The 19,441-nt window shown below is 40.6% G+C and carries 17 protein-coding genes; 12 read left to right on the top strand and 5 right to left on the bottom strand.

Features of this window, described 5'->3' with window-relative positions; genetic code table 11:
• The first annotated feature begins 84 nt into the window (after positions 1-84).
• Positions 85-294 (top strand): DUF6887 family protein, encoded by a 210-nt coding sequence (locus tag H6G76_RS00485; RefSeq protein ID WP_190694784.1) that lies wholly within the window; start codon positions 85-87, stop codon positions 292-294.
• Between the two features lie 123 nt (positions 295-417).
• Positions 418-756 carry a XisI protein gene (locus H6G76_RS00480; RefSeq protein ID WP_190694180.1) on the top strand — a complete coding sequence of 113 codons (339 nt, stop codon included), beginning with the start codon at positions 418-420 and terminating at the stop codon, positions 754-756.
• 134 nt (positions 757-890) lie between these two features.
• Here the strand turns inward: H6G76_RS00480 and H6G76_RS00475 are convergent, their stop codons facing one another.
• Complete coding sequence (locus tag H6G76_RS00475) at positions 891-1,139, bottom strand: DUF1816 domain-containing protein (RefSeq protein WP_313934732.1); 249 nt, start codon at positions 1,137-1,139, stop codon at positions 891-893.
• 67 nt (positions 1,140-1,206) lie between these two features.
• On the opposite strand from H6G76_RS00475, the gene H6G76_RS00470 reads away from it, so the two are divergent.
• From H6G76_RS00470 to H6G76_RS00455, 4 genes are all read left to right on the top strand, one after another.
• Positions 1,207-1,356: a hypothetical protein gene (locus H6G76_RS00470; RefSeq protein WP_190694178.1), complete on the top strand. Its 150-nt coding sequence runs from the start codon at positions 1,207-1,209 to the stop codon at positions 1,354-1,356.
• A gap of 71 nt (positions 1,357-1,427) precedes the next feature.
• On the top strand, positions 1,428-1,739 hold the full coding sequence (locus H6G76_RS00465) for a hypothetical protein (RefSeq protein ID WP_190694176.1): 312 nt from the start codon (positions 1,428-1,430) through the stop codon (positions 1,737-1,739).
• Positions 1,740-2,173: 434 nt separating this feature from the next.
• Complete coding sequence (locus H6G76_RS00460) at positions 2,174-3,997, top strand: bifunctional serine/threonine-protein kinase/formylglycine-generating enzyme family protein (protein ID WP_242056275.1); 1,824 nt, start codon at positions 2,174-2,176, stop codon at positions 3,995-3,997.
• Between the two features lie 316 nt (positions 3,998-4,313).
• On the top strand, positions 4,314-7,331 hold the full coding sequence (locus tag H6G76_RS00455) for a GAF domain-containing protein (RefSeq protein ID WP_190694174.1): 3,018 nt from the start codon (positions 4,314-4,316) through the stop codon (positions 7,329-7,331).
• 95 nt (positions 7,332-7,426) lie between these two features.
• On the opposite strand, the gene H6G76_RS00450 is transcribed toward H6G76_RS00455, so the two are convergent.
• Positions 7,427-8,269: a fasciclin domain-containing protein gene (locus H6G76_RS00450; protein WP_190694168.1), complete on the bottom strand. Its 843-nt coding sequence runs from the start codon at positions 8,267-8,269 to the stop codon at positions 7,427-7,429.
• 562 nt (positions 8,270-8,831) lie between these two features.
• Between H6G76_RS00450 and H6G76_RS00445 the strand changes: the two genes are divergently transcribed.
• The 3 genes from H6G76_RS00445 (at position 8,832) to H6G76_RS00435 (ending at position 13,291) form a co-directional block, all read left to right on the top strand.
• A complete protein-coding gene (locus tag H6G76_RS00445; protein ID WP_190694166.1) occupies positions 8,832-9,623 on the top strand; it encodes a glutathione S-transferase family protein in 792 nt (263 codons plus the stop codon).
• A gap of 151 nt (positions 9,624-9,774) precedes the next feature.
• A complete protein-coding gene (locus tag H6G76_RS00440) occupies positions 9,775-11,514 on the top strand; it encodes an ATP-binding protein (RefSeq protein WP_190694164.1) in 1,740 nt (579 codons plus the stop codon).
• A gap of 793 nt (positions 11,515-12,307) precedes the next feature.
• Positions 12,308-13,291 carry an RNA polymerase sigma factor, RpoD/SigA family gene (locus H6G76_RS00435; protein ID WP_190694162.1) on the top strand — a complete coding sequence of 328 codons (984 nt, stop codon included), beginning with the start codon at positions 12,308-12,310 and terminating at the stop codon, positions 13,289-13,291.
• 162 nt (positions 13,292-13,453) lie between these two features.
• Here the strand turns inward: H6G76_RS00435 and H6G76_RS00430 are convergent, their stop codons facing one another.
• Positions 13,454-14,137, bottom strand: coding sequence for a Uma2 family endonuclease (locus H6G76_RS00430; protein ID WP_190694160.1), 684 nt, complete (start codon positions 14,135-14,137; stop codon positions 13,454-13,456).
• 423 nt (positions 14,138-14,560) lie between these two features.
• On the opposite strand from H6G76_RS00430, the gene H6G76_RS00425 reads away from it, so the two are divergent.
• Positions 14,561-15,277 (top strand): hypothetical protein, encoded by a 717-nt coding sequence (locus H6G76_RS00425; protein WP_190694158.1) that lies wholly within the window; start codon positions 14,561-14,563, stop codon positions 15,275-15,277.
• Positions 15,278-15,432: 155 nt separating this feature from the next.
• On the opposite strand, the gene cobO is transcribed toward H6G76_RS00425, so the two are convergent.
• Positions 15,433-16,128, bottom strand: coding sequence for a cob(I)yrinic acid a,c-diamide adenosyltransferase (cobO, locus tag H6G76_RS00420; protein ID WP_190694155.1), 696 nt, complete (start codon positions 16,126-16,128; stop codon positions 15,433-15,435).
• Positions 16,129-16,811: 683 nt separating this feature from the next.
• Here cobO and H6G76_RS00415 point away from each other — a divergent pair.
• Positions 16,812-17,531: a 16S rRNA (uracil(1498)-N(3))-methyltransferase gene (locus tag H6G76_RS00415; RefSeq protein WP_190694154.1), complete on the top strand. Its 720-nt coding sequence runs from the start codon at positions 16,812-16,814 to the stop codon at positions 17,529-17,531.
• Positions 17,532-17,582: 51 nt separating this feature from the next.
• Positions 17,583-18,674: a tetratricopeptide repeat protein gene (locus tag H6G76_RS00410; RefSeq protein WP_190694773.1), complete on the top strand. Its 1,092-nt coding sequence runs from the start codon at positions 17,583-17,585 to the stop codon at positions 18,672-18,674.
• On the opposite strand, the gene H6G76_RS00405 is transcribed toward H6G76_RS00410, so the two are convergent.
• Entirely contained in the window at positions 18,675-19,148 is a 474-nt protein-coding gene (locus H6G76_RS00405) for a hypothetical protein (protein ID WP_190694152.1), read from the bottom strand.
• Between the last annotated feature and the right edge of the window lie 293 nt (positions 19,149-19,441).

Raw genomic sequence — 19,441 nt, 5'->3', positions numbered from 1 at the left:
AGATGTATGTCTTTCTGCGTCAGCCTAAGCTTTATGTGATCCAAAATTAGGAACTTGGCTTTCTTGATTCAGCAAAAACTTTAGATTTTTAGCAAGTCTGATGAAGAACTGAGACGATACTTTCTACAACATCGTGATGACAAGATGGCTCTTCGGGTGTATTTAGATAGAATCAATCAGCATCCGCGCGAGATAATTACTACTGTAGACGATCCTGATTTTGATACCAAGATTCAAGCAGCAATTATGGAAAAAATGCAAGGCGCAGATAATAACGGCGAAGCAAAAGCTTAATATTACCGGGTGAATCGCGTAGTTGACATTAATGAAATGTAACGCACCTGTTTTGTTTTTTAGCTATTGTCTGTTATCCATTATCATTATTGTCTTTGATGATGAAAGTGAGGCGATTGTGCAATGGATACCCGATTAAAATACCAGAGCATTATTAAATATGTCCTCCAAAACCATGCAGACTATCGTGCTACTCTGACTGATGGTTACACCTCTGAAGTTGTGTTTGATGATGAACGAGGGCAGTATTTACTTCTAGATATGGGCTGGAATGGTGATAAATATCTGCACGCAACTCCAATTCATATTAGTTTAATTGGTGGTAAAGTCTGGATTCAATATGATGATACAGAGGAAGGCGTAGCGACTGATCTAATGGCAGAGGGTATATCTAAAGAAGATATCGTGCTTGGTTTTCGCCATCCAAAAATACGGCAGCATACAGGTTTTGCCGTTACATGATAGACAAGTGTAATGATGCGATTCGGATAATTAAGCAGGAAGGGCAAATTGATATGAGTGGCAAAAACTTGAACAATACCTCTGATACCAATTGGGCTTTCTTAACATGGTTTTGTTTTTTCCCACCGACTTACTTATGCTTGTTCTTCAAAAATCGTTAATACATCAGGATTGCAACGTTTAACCGCAACTTTTATTCCCAAAGCTCCCTCGCTTTGAAGGTCGTCAACGTATCCGGGGCAGGCTGTTTTCGCTTCCAGAAAAGTTTGAAAAGGCCCAAAATAGTAGATGCAGTAAGGGCATTGGGTGGTAACTTCTGCCCAGTAATCACTCTTCAGTCCTTGAATAAATCCTGTAAAGAAAAATTTAATTTTGTTAAACACAAAAAAAGAGAATAGTTGCTATTAAACATCATGACTAATGTTGTAATAGCTATCATCTGCCGAAAGCATGAGAATATATATTTTACTACGAGCTAAGGCAATTATCTTAGAATTAAAGATAGAGGAATCAGGTTTGATTACTGAGCGTACTTTTGTAGCTAGGCAACTGCGAACAGGGAACAGCCAAGAAGGAACATATAAATTTACTGATTTTTGAAAAAAATCAAATATTAGCCCTACATTTTACCTAGTTGTTATTAATAACAATATCTGCGGAGGTACTTATTTATGCAATTTCTAGTATTTATCAAAACTGAATTCGGAGAGAGGCATTGGAAAGGTCAAGCCAATTCACTTCAAGATGCAGAAGCACAAGCGATCGCATCCATTAATGCACACAAAAAAACAATTCTTGACACATCTGTACGCTGCAATTGGTACTGGCAAAATAATTTAGGATATGGCGATACTGAACATTGCGATACTTGCGGTAATTCTGTCTACCGGGATGGTGAAGAGTATTATTGCTCTTATTGCGCTAGCCAGTTGCACCAATCTGAAGAATCTGGGCAACTTTACTCGCATGAGAAAGTTGTCTAGGAAATCAGCAGTGATAGCAGATATGTTAATGACTTGATGAGCAACTTTCAATACTGCGATGCTTGCGGCGGCAAGCATCGCTAGGAATAAAACTGTACCAATTGAAGTATATGAAATCTAGAGTTCCAGATATAGACTAGGCTGATTTTGAGACAAAATTTCAACTGGCAATTGAGCGAAAAATGCCAGCAGCAGATAATGACGGTGAAGCGGCAGTCTCAGCCTCAAAACGCAATGTAGCGAGTTAGTCAGTTGACTGATATTTTAAACTTTTCCATAAATAAGTATGTTTTTACTACCCTTGATAATGATAAGATTAGGGCTTGAAAAACCTGCCGCTAATTAATATAGATTAGCAACAATACATTATTTTTTTACTTTGCCAAGGCAATTTTACTTCACCAGATAGAGGCATTGTCTAAACTAGCCTCATCTTGAATTTAATTATCCCACACTACCAGCAGGCACTACCATCTGGTTTAGCAATAAGTATGGGCTTTATAGGCGAACAACTAGATAAACGCTACAAAATCCTCAAACAATTAGGTGAAGGCAACTTTGGTGAAACTTATCTAGCTAGGGATCAAAAACGTCCTAGCAAGCCTCTGTGCGTAGTCAAGCGGCTAAAGCCAAAGCATACCCATCCTCGCGTACTCGAACTTTTTGAGCAGGAAGCAGTAATTTTAGAGAAGTTGGGGGAGCATCCGCAAATTCCCCGGTTATTGGCACATCTTGCTATCGATAACGAGTTCTACATTATTCAAGATTATGTAGAAGGAAACACACTGAGAAAAGAAATTGTGCCAAAAAAGCAAATGGCAGAAGCGGATGTAAGACAGCTATTACAAGACATTTTAGAAGTTTTAGTCTATGTCCATCAAAATAATGTGATTCACCGCGATATCAAGCCCGAAAATGTGATGCGGCGCAAACAAGACGGTAAGCTCGTCTTGATTGACTTTGGCTCTGTAAAAGAAATTGGCATTCTTTCAATTGATATTTATAAGATGATTCGTACCAGTGTGGTGGTTGGTACTCCTGGTTACATTCCAACAGAACAAGCTAAAGGTAAGCCTCGGTTGTCAAGTGACATTTATGCTTTGGGAATGATGGGTATTGAAGCCTTAACAGGAATTCCCCCCCATCTTTTACAAGAAAATCCCCAGTCGGGAGAATTGCTTTGGCGAGATCAGGTACAGGTGAGTGATGAGTTGGCTAATGTGTTGGATAAAATGATATGCGATCGCTACACTTTGCGTTATCCATCAGCAGTGGAAGCATTACAAGCACTCACCAGTTATGACTTCCCGCTTTCACCTTCATCCTTAGTTTCGCCTGCTTCATCTTTGCCAGAGCCATCGCCCCTAGAAGTTGAGCAGTTGCAAGTAGACACAGTATTCTTACCTCTGGAAAAATTAGACTTTGAAACCGCTACTATTTCTGTGAAAAAATCCTTTGGTACACCCAGCTATGACATTAACCGTAGTCGTGGCTCGGCTGAATGCTTTACGGAGAATTTAGATAATGACATCAACTTAGTCATGGTATCCATTCCTGGTGGACAATTTCTCATGGGTTCTCCAGAGGATGAACCAGAAAGATTTGATTGTGAAAGTCCACAGCATTCTGTCACAGTCAAACCCTTCTTTATTAGTAAGTTTGTAATTACTCAAGCACAATGGCGCATAGTAGCCAAGCTTCCACCAATTAACCGCGAGCTTGAACCTGAACCTGCTAGTGCCAAGGGCATAAATCGTCCCGTGGAGCAGGTTTCTTGGGAGGATGCAGTCGAGTTTTGTGCGCGCTTGTCCGAAAAAACAGGGCGAGATTATCGGCTACCTAGTGAAGCTGAGTGGGAATATGCCTGTCGTGCTAGAACAACTAGTCCTTTTCACTTTGGGGAAATGCTCACGCCTAGTTTGGCTAACTATAACAACTCTCTTTCTAGCATTGAACAAGGCAATCATTGGCAAACAAGCCTTGTAGGTAGTTTTCCGGCTAATGCCTTTGGATTGTGCGATATGCATGGCAATGTGTGGGAATGGTGCGCTGATCATTGGCACGAAAATTATCAAGGCGCACCTGCCGATGGTAGTGAATGGTTATCTCAAGATGATGTTAAATCTCGTGTGATTCGGGGTGGCTCTTGGAAAAATTCTTCTAGGCTATGTCGTTCTGCCTATCGTAGTTGGAATCCTCAGGATGGCCGGGGTAATCTTCTAGGTTTTCGAGTAGCTATATCTCTCTCAGGTTTTTAATTCATTTATAAAAATTCAAAATCTATCTAGCGAATTAATTCAGTAATGTCACGAAAAATATCAATCAATTGTTGATAAAAAACGTACAATTTTCAAAGATATTTTGTGATGTATCATTAAGCAAGCAAGTTGCGTGCTTACCTATGATTGTTTAATAAATATTAATATTTCTTAGCACATTTTGATTGACAAAAACGACATTATTTGCATTCAAACCGATGCTTAAATTACTAGTCAGGATAGGTATCTACCGACATCCGACACGTAGTAGCCGATTTGCAAGGCAGATATAGCCAATCTAGGAGAGATTTCATCAATGACGCAAACGCAGCCTTCCACTGATCACAACCGTAGCAATAGTACTAATACTGAAGCTGAACCAGGCTTTGAGCAAACGAGCAATTATGACAGTAATGACGATAGACCTGGGAAAAGACGCAAAATGTTCTCCAACCGCCCACAATCTTTGGTGTCTTGGCAACCAAGACAGTCGCAATTGAGTTTGAAATCGAAAGTTAGGGGTTGGGCGATCGCGCTAACTATGCTACCAGTAATTACTATTGGGATAGCCAGCTACCTTGGTAGTCAGTCGGTAACGCAGCAGATTAATCAAACAAAACAAGCGAGCGCAACAGAACTGCAAGAAGCGGAACTGACCCTGAATAACTATCGTTCATCGCTGTTGTGGGGTACTGGGATTATAGCGGTAGCAGCAGGTGCGATCGCGGCTTTAATTTCCAATCGGCTAACAAGACCAGTTATGTCTGCGGCTGAGACTTCTACTGTTTTAGTCAACAGGCTATGTCGCAGGGAAGAAATCGAGACTCAAGCTGATATTGGGGCTAAAGATGAATTAGTTGCTTTAAAGGCAAACATCAACCTACTACAAAATCATTTGCCAGAGTTACTCTCAAAACAAGAAACCGAAGCTGAACGCTCCCAATTGCTAGCAAACATTACTCGCCGGATGTGGGAAGCACTCTCAGAAGAAGATGTTTTGAGAACGACAATTGAAGAAGTACGTCAAGCTTTGAGGATAGACCGTGTAGTTATCTTTCGTTTTGACTCTGTTTGGGGTGGCACTTTTATCGAAGAAGCAGCAGCACCCGGTTTGCCCAAAATACTGTGGGCTACCGTTTCCGATCCCTGTTTTCAAGAAAAATATCTTGAACAGTATCGGCAAGGACGCGTCCGGGCGATTGATAACATTTATCAAGCCAACCTCAGCGATTGCCACATCGGACTATTAGAGCGATTTGCCGTTAAAGCCAATTTGATTGCACCTATTGTCAAAAAGAATCAACTTTTTGGTTTACTCATCGGACATCAATGTTCTGCTCCCCGCCTTTGGCAACAATCTGAGATTGATTTGTTTGCTCAAATCGGCACTCAACTAGGATTTGCCCTTGATCATGTCAGGGTTGTAGAACAGATAGACATTAGAGCCGACCAAGCCCATGTAATCATCAACATTACCAGGCGAATTCGGCAATCGCTCAACGAAGAAGATGTCTTAAAAAATACAGTAGAAGAAATTCGCAAAGCCCTGAGTGCTGACCGTGTAATGATATATGGGTTTGATGCTGACTGGTATGGCACAGTCATCGCTGAAGCTGTCGTTCCTGGCTTTCCGAAAGCTTTACGCGCCAATATCAAAGACCCTTGCTTTGTGGAAGGCTATGTCGAGCAATACCGAGCCGGTCGAGTCCAGGCAACCAATGACATTTACAAAGCAGGTTTAAGTGCTTGCCACATCAGCCAACTAGAACCTTTTGCTGTGAAAGCAAATTTAGTCGCCCCAATTCTCAAAGATGACCAATTATTCGGCTTATTAATTGCCCATCAGTGTTCTGCACCGCGAGAGTGGCAAAAGTTTGAGATTGATTTGATGGCTCAGTTAGCCATGCAGGTAGGGTTTGCCCTAGACCATGCCAGATTGCTGCAACGCATTGATGCTGAAGGCATACTGACTCAGTTACTAGTAGATATTACCAGACGAATTCGGGCATCTCTAAATGAAGAAGATGTCTTAAAAAATACAGTAGAAGAAATTCGCAAAGCCCTGAGTGCTGACCGCGTAATGATATATGGGTTTGATGCAGATTGGTATGGCACAGTCATCGCTGAAGCTGTCGTTCCTGGCTTGCCGAAAGCTTTGCGCGCCAAAATTAAAGACCCTTGCTTTGTGGAAGGCTATGTTGAACAATATCGAGCCGGTCGGGTGCAAGCAACCAATGACATTTACAAAGCAGGTTTAAGTGCTTGTCACCTCAGCCAACTAGAACCTTTTGCTGTTAAGGCAAACTTAGTCGCACCAATTCTCAAAGATGACCAATTATTTGGCTTATTGATTGTGCATCAGTGTTCTGCGCCGCGAGAGTGGCAAAAGCCTGAAATTGATTTAGTGGCTCAGTTAGCCATACAAGTGGGATTTGCCCTTGACCATGCTCGGCTTTTAAACCAAGTAGAGCAAGCTTATGAATCAGTGGAATCTGCCTTTCAACAGCAGTATCAGCGCAAAGAAGATCTGCAATCTCAAGCTTCAGAACTACTCAGAGATAGCGAAGCTATTGTCGAAACCTTGGCAGATAATGCACTTAGCCAAATCAACTCTGTGACAGATACTTATGAGCAAATTCAAGCATTAATTAATTTAGCTCAAGAAATGCTCGGCTGTATTCAAGAATTAGAAAGTCAAGAACAGCTAATCTATCATCAAGTAGAAGCTGTGCAGCAGGGTATGAATCGAGTTCTAGACAACACTTCTACCATTCACTCGACGGTTGTAGAAGCTACTACAAGGCTAAAACGTTTTGAGCAGCCATCGCAAACACTGTTAGAAAAAGTTAACCTGATTGCTCAGATGGCATCACAAATGAAACGTCATGCGATGAAGGTTGTGTTTGAATCAGTCCATACTGAGGGAGCAGGTGCAGAGTTTACCTCAACAATAGAGGGAATCCTTTCTTTAGCGCAGCAGTTAGATGCTGACATTGCTGGAATCAAATCTTTGATTGTAGAAACTCAGATTACAAATAACGAAGTGACAGCGTTAATGGAGGTAGGAGAACAACAAGCGATCGCAGCAATTACAGAAGTTGCACAAACTCAGTATCAACTGACTCAAATTACCGCCATTAGTCACCAAGTGAATACCTTAATTGGGGAACTGATGCAGGTAGCTACAAACCAAGCCCAAATTTCTACTACTGCTAGCCAGTTTATTCTCGAAGTTGCCAGTAACTCCCAGCAGACAAATGAACAAGCCGCAAAAGTAGCGAAATCTTTAGCTAAGTTAAGTGCGATCGCGCAAAATCAACCTGATAGTCAGTGAACAGTTATCAAGGCGTATGATGTTGCAGCGCGTGACTTGTGGATAAACAAACCCTCTTTACTGATAACTGATAACTGATAACTGTTCACTGATAACTACAGGCTAGGAGGTAAAATCACATTGTCGATCGCATGGATTACACCGTTGCTGCCTTGAATATCTGCTTGAGTTACCTTGCCATCATTGACTACCACACCATTGGCATCAACTTTCACAGAGATTGGATCTCCTTGCAAGCTTTTGACTTCACCAGGTTTTAAATCTGTAGATAACACCTTACCTGGGACAACATGGTAAGTTAATATCTTAATTAGCACTTCTTTATTTTCAGGCTTGAGCAACTCTTGCAATGCGTCTTTAGGCAATTTGGCAAAGGCTGCATCAGTGGGTGCAAAAATGGTGAAAGGCCCTGCACCTTGTAATGTTTCTATTAGTCCGGCTGCTTTGAGAGCCTGGGTAAGTGTTTTAAAAGAACTACTAGATTCTGCTAAGGCGATAACAGTCTTGTTGCGATTGCTGTTTGTCCTGGTTGTTGGAGGTTTAGGAGGTGTCTCTGTTGGTGGAGTGGTCGGTGCTACTTCTGGAGTAGTAGGAGTAGGTGTAGTTTCGCTGGGTGGAGTTTGACCACCACGGTTGTAAGGAGGCTCGTTAAAAATACTTGGGCGAGGATTTACACCTCTGTTTCTAGTTCTTTGTTGGGCTACTAAATTTTTCTTGCCCGCGTTATTTTTGTCTGTAGCGATCGCACCTTCAACTGGTGTATAACTAGCATTTGCCCCAAGACGTTGACTCCGGTTATAAGGAGCTTCGCTAAAAATACTAGGTTTGGGATTTAACACTTCTTTGGCTTGTGATGGTAAAGTAACAAAGAGACTCATCCCCGCTACTCCCGCTATCCCTGCTAGACTAGGCAATAATTTGCTATAATTTCCCTTCATAAAATTTGTTTGTTTTGATTAGACAGAGTTTATATAAAGATTTATAACATTTAGTAACACACAAAATCTAACTACAGAAGTAAGATTTTTCGGCAAAAACATGATAAATGTATGAGTCTAAATTATTCAAGATTTTTAGTAAAAAGCTAGTTGAGATTGACTGATTTATTGTAGTTAGTAAAATTTTTCTCATTCTTAATTTACAATTAACATCCACATCTAAATTCTCCCAATCTTCAATTTGGGAGTTTAGATATAGGAATCATATTTGATTTGGGAAAAAAATCAGTACGCTCAGACAAGGCTTCTTTCCTACTCCCTACCCCCCTGTCTACCCAAGTAAATCAGAAATCAAACCGGATTCCTATATGGGGTTATTAGATATATATTGATCGTCACATCAAAAATATCATAATTACCTAACCTTAACCAATCAACAATCAGCAGAAAAGGTTGAATTTATAGGATTATTTTTAGTATAATTTCGGCTTTTGTGATGTAAAAAATATTTATTTACATATACAATGAGAAAATTAGTTACCTAGTGATTAAGGTAGAGAATATGCTGGAATTATATCAATGGGAACTATCTCAATACTCAGAAAAAGTGCGGCTGATTCTAGATTATAAAGGTCTAGATTACCGTAAAATCGAAGTCACCCCAGGCATAGGGCAGATAGAGTTATTTAGGCTCACAGGTCAAAGACAAGTTCCAGTTTTAAAGGATGGAAATAAATATATTGCTGATTCTACAGAAATAGCTAAGTATTTAGACTCAAAATTTCCAGAACGTCCATTGATACCGCAAGATCCAAAGCAAAAAGCATTAACCTTATTAATTGAAGAATGGGCTGATGAGTCAATCGGTAAGAAAGGTCGAACAGCGTTTTTTTCTGCTATTAGTCAGAGTCAAAACTTTCGCAAATCATTATTACCAACATCAACACCAGACATATTCCGAAATTTGGTTGAAGGAGTTCCCAGCGATATTTTGACAGTGTTGGGTTTAGGTGTAGGATATAGCCCAGATGTGATTAGATCAGCAATAACTGATTTAAAACAAGACCTAGAAGCCCTAACTTTATTATTGGCAGATAGCCCTTATCTTACAGGCGATGAACCCACGTTAGCAGACTTAGCCGTCGCTGGTTTATCAATATTATTGAAGTTTCCAGAAGGGCCTTATCTAGATTTACCAGCAGGCTTAAGAGGTAAAGGTGTACCCGCCCTAGCAGAAAATATTGATTATCAATTATTCTTTGAATGGCGCGATCGCCTCTATACTCAATTTCGTAAACCATTAATTGGTGTGCCTCCATCTAGTACAGCACCAACTTCGATCCAAATTGATTAATTAGGGAGTTGGTAGGGGCGGGTTGAGTGAATGAATCTGTGGGTAGACAAAATACCTCATCAACCCGCCCGTACGGGAGTGGGGAGGTAAGGAAAATGAAGAAGAACAAACAACAATTGACAATTGACTCTTGACCAATGACCATTAACCAATGACTCATGACAAATTGGTAAAACCATTAGGTTCGGTAATTCAAGGTTCACTAACTGAGGGATTAGAAGTCAGGCTACACCCGGATATTTCTGTAGAAGATATGCGGGTGGGTAAATTTTTAGTCGTGCAGGGGATGCGATCGCGGTTTTTCTGTATGCTGACAGATGTATCTCTAGGCACAGCTAATGCCCGAATTATTGCTAATCCTCCTAGTTGGGAAGATACTTTTTTAAGAGATGTCTTAGCCGGAAGTGGGACATACGGGACTATCGCCTTAGCACCAATGTTGATGTTTACTCCCGAATCTAATGAATCTTTTTCTTCTACCAACGGTAAATCTGTAAATCCTTTTGTCCCATCAACTACAGGTTTGGCATCACTCCAGCCCCAAACTAGTACCACGATGGAATTGTTACCAGTAAAAACTATTCCTAGTCACTTTAGTCAAGTTTTCGATGCGAGTGAAGAAGATTTTCGCAGAGTCTTCGGTTGGGAAGACGATATCCATAGGAGAAATTTTGCCATTGGTAAACCATTAGATATGGATGTACCTGTATGTATCGATTTAAATAGATTTGTGGAACGTAGCAATGGCGTTTTTGGTAAATCTGGTACAGGTAAATCCTTTCTCACCCGCTTACTTTTGGCTGGTGTCATCCGCAAAAATGCGGCGGTGAACTTAATTTTTGATATGCATTCAGAATACGGTTGGGAAGCCGTAGCCGAAGGAAAAAATGTGAATACTGTTAAAGGTTTAAAACAGTTATTTCCCGGTAAAGTTGAAGTCTACACCCTTGACCCTGAATCAACCAAGCGGCGGGGTGTGCGCGATTCTCACGAACTATATCTGAGTTACGAACAAATAGAAGTTGAAGACATTAAATTATGTAGCCGCGATTTAGGACTGTCAGACGCAGCGTTGGATAATGCCAATATCCTGTACAGCGAATTCAATAAATCTTGGATTGTTCAATTGTTGAACATGACAAATGAAGAAATCGAGATGTTTTGTGAGGAAAAGCGCGGACACAAAGGCTCGATTATGGCATTACAGCGCAAACTATTGCGCTTAGACGGTTTGAAATATATGCGGGCGGTCTGTCCCCAGAACTATATTAATAAAATCTTACAATCTCTAGAAGCTGGCAAGAATGTAGTGGTAGAATTTGGTTCCCAGTCAAATATGCTCTCTTATATGTTGGTGACCAATATGATCACCAGACGTATTCATGAGCATTATGTCAAAAAAGCTGATAAATTCTTGCAGAGCAAAAACCCCAATGATCGCCCTACTCCCTTAATGATTACCATTGAAGAGGCGCATCGTTTTCTAGATCCGGCAATAGTTCAAAGCACTATCTTTGGCACGATTGCGCGAGAACTCAGGAAATATTTCGTAACGTTGTTGGTAGTTGATCAACGACCTTCGGGCATAGATAATGAAGTTATGTCCCAGATCGGTACTCGAATTACAGCTTTACTCAACGACGAAAAAGATATCGATGCAATTTTTACGGGTGTATCTGGTGCTGGTGGGCTGCGATCGGTATTAGCAAAGTTAGACTCTAAGCAACAAGCTTTGATATTAGGTCATGCTGTACCGATGCCAGTAGTTGTCCGTACTCGTCCTTACGACGCAACTTTCTATGCAGAAATTGGCGATCCAGCTTGGGAAGAAAAGCCAGACGCAGAAGTATTTGCGGCTGCGGAATTAGCTAAAGCTGATTTGGGATTTTAATTAGTCAACAGTCTATAGTCAATTGTCAATTGCCTTTACCATTGACCAAAACTAGGCTGAGTGGGTGTAGGGTCAAAAGAAAAAACTTTTTCATTTATGTACACCCCGCCCCGAAAACAACAAGGGTTCAAGCCCTCACTGATTTATTCCCTACCCCCAACACCCTATTCTTGACTCTTGACCAATGACCATTGACACATGACTATTGTCACATTCGTAACATCCCTCCAAAATTATGCCTATAGAGTTCGGTTTTCTCCCTAGCGATAGGGAGCCTAAGCGAGGGTTTTAGCGTCACTATATATATAGTAAGCACTCTAAGGAAGTTAAAACTTTTTTGGCAAATACACACTTTTGAATTATAATTATCTCTTTCTCTAGGCTACTTTACTATCCATCTGATTTGTTCTAAGATAAAAGAAAATAAAACTCATATCGACTTCGGATTTAGGGGTTGCCGTCCGCGACTGAAGATAAGGAAGAATTCTTGAAAATAGCCCAGTGTGCTTCTAAAAGAAATAAAAATTTAGGGAGATAGGGAACCTATCTAAGGAAGGTATCTTCTGGAAACTGAAGTATATGAACTGATTATTTTTAATAACCGTCATGAACTATTTAGACGAGAACCAAAGAACAAAAGGCGCTTAGGCTAAAAACTAAGATTTATTACTTAAACCTTAAAACTCAGCATTTTTCCAGAACATTGCCTGATGTTCTGCGATAGATAGTCTCTCTTAATTTTTCTGACTTATTCAAGATTTATTGTGTTTACGGAGTAGAGGACAACGCACCAATGCCTACTGTTAACACCCAAACGGAAAACCTGAACACCAAATTCACGGCTGATATGGTGCGAACCTATCTGCGGGAAATTGGTCGTGTACCACTGCTAACCCGTGAGCAAGAGATTGTGTATGGGAAGCAGGTGCAACAAATGATGACGCTAGTGGAAGCCAAAGAAGCTTTAGCGAAGAAATTGCACCGCGAACCAAGTTTACTAGAATGGGCAAGCCATGTTAAACAATCAGAAACCGATGTCAAACAAACGGTAGCTCAAGGTAAACGGGCGAAGCAAAAAATGATTGAAGCGAATTTGCGCTTAGTCGTGGCGATCGCCAAGAAATACCAAAAGCGTAACATGGAATTTCTCGATTTAATCCAAGAAGGAACACTAGGATTAGAGCGAGGTGTAGAGAAATTTGACCCCACACGTGGATATAAATTCTCAACCTACGCTTACTGGTGGATTCGCCAAGCGATTACCCGTGCGATCGCTCAACAAGGGCGCACCATTCGCTTACCGATTCACATTACCGAAAAACTAAATAAAATCAAAAAAGTGCAGCGCGAACTAGCCCAAACATTAGGGCGTTCTCCTACACCCGCCGAAATTGCCAAAGAACTGGAATTAGAACCAGCCCAAATTCGGGAATATCTGAATATGGCACGTCAACCAGTTTCTTTAGATGTGCGCGTTGGTGATAACCAAGACACCGAACTGCAAGAAATGCTCGAAGATGATGGCCCATCACCAGAGTATTACACCACCCAAGAATTCTTGCGCCAAGACCTCAACACCTTGTTAGCTGAACTCACACCCCAACAGCGTGAAGTTTTAGCCCTGCGCTTTGGCTTAGAGGATGGTAACGAATTGTCCTTGGCAAAAGTTGGTGAAAGATTGAATCTTAGCCGCGAACGTGTTCGTCAACTCGAACATCAAGCCTTGGCTCATCTGCGCCGCCGCCGCGCCAACGTTAAAGAATACGTTGCTAGTTAATTGCAGAATCAATAACTCGATAACGGTGATGCGCCTCCTGAATTCAGGGGGCGTTTTTTTGTAGCCAAGTATGGTGCGATCGCCTGCAAAATTTGTATTATTATTTGGGTAAAAATTACTATGCTTTTAAATATGAATTTAATAGAAATTTGGGAAAGAATGCTAACCAGATAACTTCTCGATAAAACTTTGATGTTCTGGGGTAGAGAATCCTTGCTGTAAAGTAGCTAAAACTTTAGCTAAATCTCCTGATAATAATGCTGACTTTGCTAACCACAACCCCGGAAAAACTTGAGAGCAAACTATATCATCTGAATTTGGTTGAAGTTGAAGATACTCGCCTTCATTTAACTTAAACCAGTCAAACTGACGGTCATAAACTCGCCACACTAAATATTCTTGTACTTGATTACGACGGTATACTTTGAGTTTTTCATGCAAATCATAGGAAGCACTAGAAGCAGCAATCTCTACAATTAATTCCGGCGCACCTTCGACATAATCATCTTTGGTAATACGCGATCGCCCACCTTGTTCTATTCTGAGTAGTGCATCCGGTTGTGGTTCGTTATCGGCATCTAATAAAACAGTGGTATTATCTGCAAAACCTACGCCTGGTGTTGCTGCTACATATGTAGCCAACCAACCCATGATATAAGCATGAGGTTCTCCATGACTTTTGATTCTCAATGGTGATGCCACGTAAACAACTCCTTCAATTAATTCTGCTTTTTTGAGATTCGGCATGGCGTGGTAACGTCGCTCAAATTCAGCACGGGTAAGCTTGTCGCCGTTTTCTAAAGGCGGAGTTGTCAATAATTCAGCAGTCTTGTCAGCAGAAATCATAATAAATAATTATCCTTAGCTTCTAACTTCTAGTGTCTGCTTTTCCGTTACTCTACACCCGAAAAATTAAAATATCATCTCTTACGAAATGTAGAGCTTGGCTGTTGTAGTTGATTATAGTCAAACCTAATTGACAAGAAAAATATCAATATTTGTAAAGGAAAAGCTTTTAAAGGTTATTAAAATTTTGCACTTCTCTATTACATCACCCGATTGGGTGATTCTGTTGGGTGAAGAGTGAATTCTCTAAGTGATGATAGTCTGAGATTATCGTCAAATACTCCAGAAAGCTTCTATTTTTGACGAATTTTTATTTTGATAAATCTAAATCAAACCATCGACGGAACCTTGAACAATAAACAATTAGTTATGGTTTAAGTGAGTCGCAGAGGAGACAGTTAATTTCGTAACAGGAGTGGTCGGGTGCTTAACAATATTTCTAAATTCTTATCCCCTAGTAAACTAGCATTTCCTATTGTTGGCTTGGTTTTAACTATTGGTGTAGTAACTGAGCAGACTAACCCTGTATTAAGTAAACAATTACGAACAGTATCAACTTCTGCATCTTTAAATGGTAACTTTTCTAGATTGACTAATCAGCAACTGAATAGTTCGGACAATTCTTTGTTATCACGGCTCAGAGAAATTAGAGAACAGCGAACTCAACAGCAAACAGTAGCTTTAGAAACTGATGTAGAAGCTGAGTCTACAGATTTATTACCTGTAAATTATCAAAAAGCTGGCAAAGAAGCTGGAGTAATGTCCAAAAGAACTATCCCTAAAAAGGATGGGATTTATCTCTATGGACAATCGCCAACAGCGAATGAGATTGGTCAAGGATATATCATATTCAAGAAGCAACAAAGTAGAGTGATTGGTGCTTTGTATATGCCTAGCTCTGAATTTAGTTGCTTTCAAGGCACAATTGACAAATCTGGCGAATTAGCAATGACAGTCAATGGCTCACAAGATGAAGTTGGCTCGTCTGAGGTAGCTACAACCAGTACAATTCCTTCCGTTTCTGATGATGATTTTAGTAATTATGCCCACTCAGTAGCATTGCAAGACTATCATCCAATTAAATCTATTGGTGCTAGCGATCGCCGCATTTTGCAAATGTGCCAAGCAAATCAATTATGAAGTATGAAGTATGAAATGTTTAGTACAGAAAATCATCGCTTGGGTTGCTTTTATTGGCTGTTTTAGACTTTACACTACCTTGCGAGAAAACCTGCCGTAGGATGCCCTTGGGGCTGTAGGGCGAACACACTTCACACTTCACACTTCATACTTCATTAGTATTCAATTCCTGGTTGCGCTTTCACACCTTGGTCGCGGAAAGGATGCTTGATTAATGTCATTTCTGTGACTAAATCAGCACGCTCAATTAAAGCTGCTGGCGCGCCTCTACCTGTAAGAATTACGTGTTTTGATGGTGGTTTCTCTGCCAAGCCAGCTAAAACTTCTTCTATTTGTAAGTAAGACATTTTTAAGGCAATATTGATTTCATCTAACAACACCAATTGAAAATCTGGGTTGCGGATGTATTCTAATGATTTTTCCCAAGCGGCTTGCGCTTTTTCGAGGTCGCGATCGCGGTCTTGGGTTTCCCAAGTAAAGCCTTCACCCATCGCATGAAATTCGATTTGGTCTTCCCAATGGCTGAACACCATTTTTTCGGAAGGTTCCCACGCGCCTTTGATAAATTGGACGATCGCCACTTTATACCCATGACCCAGCGATCGCATTACCATTCCTAACGCTGCCGTAGTTTTGCCTTTACCGTTACCAGTATTAACAATAATTAACCCTTTCTCTGGTACCGCTTGTGCTATGCGCCGATCTTGTATTTCTTTGCGGCGTTGCATCTTTTCACGGTACTGTTCATCAGTCAGTTTTGAATTATTATTCAGGGATGAGGACATTACTTCATCAATTAAGCGTTCGATTTCTTTATCTGATTCTAATTCTTCTGGTGTATCTTTACTCATCAACTTTTTATGAAATTAACTACAACAGCAAATAAGATTACAGGGCTTTACTGATAGAAGATGTGGCGACAACCTTATCTAAACTGACAGGAAAATTCCTATCTATTTGGCAATAATAATTAAAATCTTATTAAAAGAATTAGCTGATAGAAACATCATTTTACGGCTATTCTCAATAAGTTAATAGTTGTATTAAAGCATTTTTAAGATAAAGTTTTGTAGTAACTTTAACGAGACGCAAATCCCTGACTTATTAAAAAAGTTGGGGACTTGGATACAGCATGGTACTTTACAAACATCCTCTGAGGAATAAAATCTTTTTTAAACGCAAAGGTACGCAGAGGTTAGCGCAAAGTATGCGGAGGTTTTATCAAGGTAATTCACTTTGTCAAAATGTGAAGGAATCTGCTCAAATTGGTTCGATGCTTAATTCAGTTTTTAATACTTAAACTTTTCGCAGTTCATCAGGTAACAACCATCGAGCAAACTCCATTGGATATTTTTCTGCTAATATTTTGCAAACATTATCAAAAGACACTAGTACCGCAAGGCGGAAGTCAAAAATACTATGGAATAAGCTGTTTATAACTTTTCAATGGTCTGCTTATTTCCGCCGTGGTGTACTAGTTTAAACCAAATTTAATCCAGTGAAATTTTATAATTTTATGGATATTTGATCTAGCATGACTCAACTACAACGAATTGCGATCGCTCCCTCTCAACTCCAAGCATCACAAATTATCCTGACACCCCAGCAGCTACATTATCTAGTCCGAGTGCTGCGTTTGCGTGAGGGCGATCGCTTTATTGCAATGGATGGTTTGGGTAAATGGTGGTTAGCACAATTAACAGGAGAACAAGCCCAGGTTTTAGAAACACTCTCCGTAGAAACGGAATTACCAGTATCAATTACCTTAATGGTAGCCTTGCCGAAAGGTAGCGGATTCGATGAAGTGGTGCGTTGCTGTACGGAATTAGGTGTAACTTGTATTGCTCCAGTTATTAGCGATCGCACTCTCCTCAATCCCAGCCCCCAAAAGCTCGAACGTTGGCGACGCATAGCCGCAGAAGCCGCAGAACAATCAGAACGGGCTTTTGTCCCGACAATCTTAGAACCAGTAGCTTTTAGTGAGTCTTTGTCAACAGTCAATGGTCAAAAGTATATCTGTGAGGCGCGGGGTAACTATCCTCAATTACTCAATTGCTTACCCAACAAAGCACAAATAACAAATGACCAAGCCCTAATTATTGCTACAGGCCCCGAAGGCGGCTGGACAGAAAAAGAACTAGAAATTGCGATCGCCTCTGGCTTTCAACCTGTATCTCTCGGTCGTCGTATCCTCCGCGCTGTGACTGCTCCAATTGTGGCGTTATCCATAGTTACCGCAACCTGTGAAGTATAAATGATATATCTCGCGCCAATCAAACTACAAGCGGGGATGCAGGAAAAAACCATGATTGAGCAGGTTGCGATCGCTTTTGAGCGTAAAGAATATCAGACTGCTGCTAAATTGCTGAAACAGCTAGTAAAACAATCACCTCAAGACCCTTGGGTGCAATTTTATGTTGGCAGACTTTATGAAGTATCTGGCAAACAACAGGAAGCAGAGAGAATATATCGTCAGTTGTTGCAGACTACCACTCATAACAAAATCTTGTCGCAAGCACGTCAAGGTTTACAACGACTGAAGGAAGTTGAGGAAGAAGAAAGACTACGCGCCATTGCCAAAGCCACAGCCGAACCTAACAATACTGAACCAGGTATACTAGTCCTAGAGCCTATAAGTAATGAAATCAAGGCGATCGCTGCACCAAAATTTGCTCAAATCATGCAGCTAGACGCTTACACAGCCCGGTTATTACTACCCACCCGACACTGGAAACTCTATCGCACTGGACAAGTAGGAGAACTACAATATTACGGTGAACAGCTACAGCAAGCGGAAATCCCCTGCTTTTGGACATCAATAGCTGCAATTGAGCAAATACAAGTTTTTCAAGTCCAATATTTTTCTGAAGCTAACCTACAACCTACTGTAGTTTGTCGTAACCAAGAAAATCAACTTGGTTCTCTCACCTTTAATTGGTCGGAAGTTACAGCACGAGTAGCAGGACTATTACCAATTTTTGAACAAGTTGTAGATGTTAATGCTAAACATCAACTAGAACGCAAAACCCAAACGCAAGATTACGCCCAGTTTTGTGATTTACATATTCCTGAGCGACATTGCATTCTCAGACTTTCAGACAATAGTTATGAATTTCAGCAAGGTATAGAAATTGCTGCCCAAGCCAGCCACAATACCATCAGAATTAACTGGAATCAGGTACTTAACTGGTTGGAGCAGCAGTTACCACAAGTTAAACTTTGGTCAGATTTTACCCCTTTTGCCGAGACAATTCTGGAGCAAACAGAACTTTTAAGCAATATTACACCCCATATCCATCTGTTTCGTAGAGAGCAGAGTAATTGGGATGCAGCTTTTCAGTTGTATAGCGGATTGGTGTTTAATAAATGCTTGTCGATCGCTAACAATGAAAATTAATTACTGAGCTTGGCTAGGAGTTTTTACTTGACTTGCCATATCCAAGAACGAACTCATATTTGCTCCGGGACGACGACGGCCATTAGTAGCAGAAGGAACTAAATATTTTGGAGCAAATGTAGTTTCAGTGGGTTCTTTCTTAACAGCAGCAACAGCAGTTGGAGCTTTTTCAGGTTCAGGTGTAGCAACTTTGCCATTTTGCGATGCCTTAGCTTTCACTGCTTTAGCAGCAGGTGCAGGTTTTTTCTCTGCTTCCACAGGTGCAGGTTTTTTCTCTGCTTCTGGTGGTTTTGCTGTAGCTTTTGTACCGTTAGTAGTAGCGGCTGGTTTTGGTGTAGGTGCTGGAGTTGGTTCAGCACTTTCATCTAATTGTAAATAGTAGCCACCGTTGCCTTTCTTCCCACGTAACAGCCCTGTGACGAAGCCCAAAATTCCAGCAATTAAATTTTTGATAACTTTGATAAAACCGGACATTAGAATTTCTCCTGCATTCTATATTTGTAAATTTCACTATTGACTGAAAAAATGCTGAAGTGTGAAGTAATAACTTGTACAGCCCTCTTCCCTACTAGGTGAAATAATTCAGTTTCTCCTGACTCATGACTTATCCCTTTGTGGATTAATTTCATACTTCATACTTCACACTTCACACTTCAGTTGACCGTAATGTTAAAAATTGCAGCTTAATGCTACATTTTTTTGCGCCGTATTATTACTTTTACTAAGTTTATAGTTTAGTACTATGACACGACTTTAGTAAGACTACA

The sequence above is a fragment of the Nostoc sp. FACHB-152 genome, assembly GCF_014697475.1.
GTDB lineage: Bacteria > Cyanobacteriota > Cyanobacteriia > Cyanobacteriales > Nostocaceae > Nostoc_B.
Note: the sequence above shows the minus strand (reverse complement) of the source record. Positions and strands in the feature narration are given on the sequence as shown.

Bases quoted from the DNA above. Each gene is read 5' to 3' on its own strand.
- H6G76_RS00480 (WP_190694180.1), top strand. From the start codon at position 418: ATGGATACCCGATTAAAATACCAGAGCATTATTAAATATGTCCTCCAA.
- H6G76_RS00470 (WP_190694178.1), top strand. From the start codon at position 1,207: ATGAGAATATATATTTTACTACGAGCTAAGGCAATTATCTTAGAATTA.
- H6G76_RS00465 (WP_190694176.1), top strand. From the start codon at position 1,428: ATGCAATTTCTAGTATTTATCAAAACTGAATTCGGAGAGAGGCATTGG.
- H6G76_RS00455 (WP_190694174.1), top strand. From the start codon at position 4,314: ATGACGCAAACGCAGCCTTCCACTGATCACAACCGTAGCAATAGTACT.
- H6G76_RS00450 (WP_190694168.1), bottom strand. From the start codon at position 8,269: ATGAAGGGAAATTATAGCAAATTATTGCCTAGTCTAGCAGGGATAGCG.
- H6G76_RS00445 (WP_190694166.1), top strand. From the start codon at position 8,832: ATGCTGGAATTATATCAATGGGAACTATCTCAATACTCAGAAAAAGTG.
- H6G76_RS00440 (WP_190694164.1), top strand. From the start codon at position 9,775: ATGACTCATGACAAATTGGTAAAACCATTAGGTTCGGTAATTCAAGGT.
- H6G76_RS00435 (WP_190694162.1), top strand. From the start codon at position 12,308: ATGCCTACTGTTAACACCCAAACGGAAAACCTGAACACCAAATTCACG.
- H6G76_RS00430 (WP_190694160.1), bottom strand. From the start codon at position 14,137: ATGATTTCTGCTGACAAGACTGCTGAATTATTGACAACTCCGCCTTTA.
- cobO (WP_190694155.1), bottom strand. From the start codon at position 16,128: ATGAGTAAAGATACACCAGAAGAATTAGAATCAGATAAAGAAATCGAA.
- H6G76_RS00415 (WP_190694154.1), top strand. From the start codon at position 16,812: ATGACTCAACTACAACGAATTGCGATCGCTCCCTCTCAACTCCAAGCA.
- H6G76_RS00410 (WP_190694773.1), top strand. From the start codon at position 17,583: ATGATTGAGCAGGTTGCGATCGCTTTTGAGCGTAAAGAATATCAGACT.
- H6G76_RS00405 (WP_190694152.1), bottom strand. From the start codon at position 19,148: ATGTCCGGTTTTATCAAAGTTATCAAAAATTTAATTGCTGGAATTTTG.